This is a genomic window from Micromonospora maritima (assembly GCF_902825405.1).
GTDB classification, from domain to species: Bacteria; Actinomycetota; Actinomycetes; order Mycobacteriales; family Micromonosporaceae; genus Micromonospora; species Micromonospora maritima.
In genome coordinates, this window is record NZ_CADEAU010000544.1 from 1 (window position 1) to 3,361 (window position 3,361).

The following is a 3,361-nucleotide window of genomic DNA, read 5'->3' on the forward strand; positions in this document are numbered from 1 at the left end:
AAGATTGTCCGGCGGTGTCCTACTCTCCCACACCCTCCCGAGTGCAGTACCATCGGCGCTGGAGGGCTTAGCTTCCGGGTTCGGAATGTTGCCGGGCGTTTCCCCTCCGCCATGACCGCCGTAACTCTATGAACATGTCAACCAACCCACACGGGTGGTGTTTGTTCAGAGTTGCACAGTGGACGCGTAGCAGCTTGGTAGTCAAGTCCTCGGCCTATTAGTACCGGTCAACTGAACCCGTTACCGGGCTTACATTTCCGGCCTATCAACCCAGTCGTCTAGCTGGGGGCCTTACCCCACAAAGTGGGTGGGATACCTCATCTTGAAGCGAGCTTCCCGCTTAGATGCTTTCAGCGGTTATCCCTTCCGAACGTAGCTAACCAGCCGTGCCCCTGGCGGGACAACTGGCACACCAGAGGTTCGTCCGTCCCGGTCCTCTCGTACTAGGGACAGCCCTTCTCAAGTATCCTACGCGCACGGCGGATAGGGACCGAACTGTCTCACGACGTTCTAAACCCAGCTCGCGTACCGCTTTAATGGGCGAACAGCCCAACCCTTGGGACCTGCTACAGCCCCAGGATGCGACGAGCCGACATCGAGGTGCCAAACCATCCCGTCGATATGGACTCTTGGGGAAGATCAGCCTGTTATCCCCGGGGTACCTTTTATCCGTTGAGCGACACCGCTTCCACATGCCAGTGCCGGATCACTAGTCCCGACTTTCGTCCCTGCTCGACCTGTCAGTCTCACAGTCAAGCTCCCTTGTGCACTTGCACTCAACACCTGATTGCCAACCAGGCTGAGGGAACCTTTGGGCGCCTCCGTTACCCTTTAGGAGGCAACCGCCCCAGTTAAACTACCCACCAGACACTGTCCCTGAACCGGATAACGGTCCGAAGTTAGATACCCAAATCAACCAGAGTGGTATTTCAAGATTGCCTCCACCCATACTGGCGTATGGACTTCACCGGCTCCCACCTATCCTACACAAGCTAATTCAGATACCAATGTCAAGCTATAGTAAAGGTCCCGGGGTCTTTCCGTCCTGCCGCGCGTAACGAGCATCTTTACTCGTAATGCAATTTCGCCGGGCCTGTGGTTGAGACAGTGGGGAAGTCGTTACGCCATTCGTGCAGGTCGGAACTTACCCGACAAGGAATTTCGCTACCTTAGGATGGTTATAGTTACCACCGCCGTTTACTGGCGCTTAAGTTCTCCGCTTCGCCCCGAAGAGCTAACAGGTCCCCTTAACGTTCCAGCACCGGGCAGGCGTCAGTCCATATACATCGAATTACTTCTTCGCATGGACCTGTGTTTTTAGTAAACAGTCGCTTCCCCCTGCTCTCTGCGGCCATACAACGCTCCACCCGCGCGGGGCTTCACGTCTCCGGCCCCCCTTCTCCCTAAGTTACGGGGGCAATTTGCCGAGTTCCTTAACCACAGTTCGCCCGATCGCCTCGGTATTCTCTACCTGACCACCTGTGTCGGTTTGGGGTACGGGCCGCTCAGAACTCGCTAGAGGCTTTTCTCGGCAGCATAGGATCACTGACTTCACCTGAATCGGCTCGGCATCACGTCTCAGCCTATATGCACCGCGGATTTGCCTACGGTACGGCCTACACGCTTACCCCGGCACAACCACCGGCCGGGATCAGCTACCTTCCTGCGTCACCCCATCGCTTGACTACTACCCGCCAGGTTCCCACGCTCCCCGCATCAGACCCGAAAGTCATCCACGGTTTGGGTGGTTAGCACAACGAGGTTCGTCAGGGTCGCTCTTTCGCGGGTACGGGAATATCAACCCGTTGTCCATCGACTACGCCTCTCGGCCTCGCCTTAGGTCCCGACTCACCCAGGGCGGATTAGCCTGGCCCTGGAACCCTTGGTCATCCGGCGGAAGGGTTTCTCACCCTTCTTTCGCTACTCATGCCTGCATTCTCACTCGTGCCGCGTCCACAACTAGGTCACCCCGTTGCTTCACCCCCGGCACGACGCTCCCCTACCCATCCACACACCTGCACGGCACATCAAGGCGCCGCGAAGTAAAAATGTGAATGCCACAGCTTCGGCGGTGTGCTTGAGCCCCGCTACATTGTCGGCGCGGAACCACTTGACCAGTGAGCTATTACGCACTCTTTAAAGGGTGGCTGCTTCTAAGCCAACCTCCTGGTTGTCTATGCGACCCCACATCCTTTTCCACTTAGCACACGCTTAGGGGCCTTAGCTGGTGATCTGGGCTGTTTCCCTCTCGACTACGAAGCTTATCCCCCGCAGTCTCACTGCCGCGCTCTCACTTACCGGCATTCGGAGTTTGGCTGATTTCGGTAAGCTTGTGGGCCCCCTAGACCATCCAGTGCTCTACCTCCGGCAAGAAACACGCGACGCTGCACCTAAATGCATTTCGGGGAGAACCAGCTATCACGGAGTTTGATTGGCCTTTCACCCCTAACCACAGGTCATCCCCCAACTTTTCAACGTTGGTGGGTTCGGCCCTCCACGCGGTCTTACCCGCGCTTCAGCCTGCCCATGGCTAGATCACTCCGCTTCGGGTCTAGAGCATGCGACTATGTTCGCCCTATTCAGACTCGCTTTCGCTACGGCTCCCCCACACGGGTTAACCTCGCCACATGCCACTAACTCGCAGGCTCATTCTTCAAAAGGCACGCCGTCACCCCGCAAGGCTCCGACGGATTGTAGGCGAACGGTTTCAGGTACTATTTCACTCCCCTCCCGGGGTACTTTTCACCATTCCCTCACGGTACTCGTCCGCTATCGGTCACCAGGAAGTATTTAGGCTTACCAGGTGGTCCTGGCAGATTCACGGCAGATTTCAGGGGTCCGCCGCTACTCGGGAACACCCACAGAAGACTGGCAACTTTCACCTACCGGACTATCACCGTCTACGGTCAGCCATTCCAGACTGTTCGACTAGCCACCAGCTTTGTAACTTCTCGAACAAGTGTCAGCTTGTCCAGCAGGGTCCCACAACCCCAACCACGCAACCCCTGACAGGTATCACACGCAGCCGGTTTAGCCTCAATCCGCTTTCGCTCGCCACTACTCACGGAATCACTATTTGTTTTCTCTTCCTACGGGTACTGAGATGTTTCACTTCCCCGCGTTCCCCCCACACACCCTATGTGTTCAGGTGCGGGTGACATCACATGACTGATGCCGGGTTTCCCCATTCGGACACCCTGGGATCACAGCTTGGTTGACAGCTCCCCCAGGCCTATCGCGGCCTCCCACGTCCTTCATCGGCTCCTGGTGCCAAGGCATCCACCGTTCGCCCTTGACAACTTGACCACAAAGATGCTCGCGTCCACTGTGCAATTCTCAACAAACAACCAACCCACAACCC

At 56.8% G+C, this 3,361-nt stretch carries 2 rRNA genes; both read right to left on the bottom strand.

The features are described from left to right. Positions 1-6: 6 nt before the first annotated feature. Positions 7-123 (bottom strand): 5S ribosomal RNA (gene rrf, locus HUW36_RS28720). Between the two features lie 74 nt (positions 124-197). Beyond that, a 23S ribosomal RNA gene (locus HUW36_RS28725) occupies positions 198-3,306 on the bottom strand. Positions 3,307-3,361: the final 55 nt, after the last annotated feature.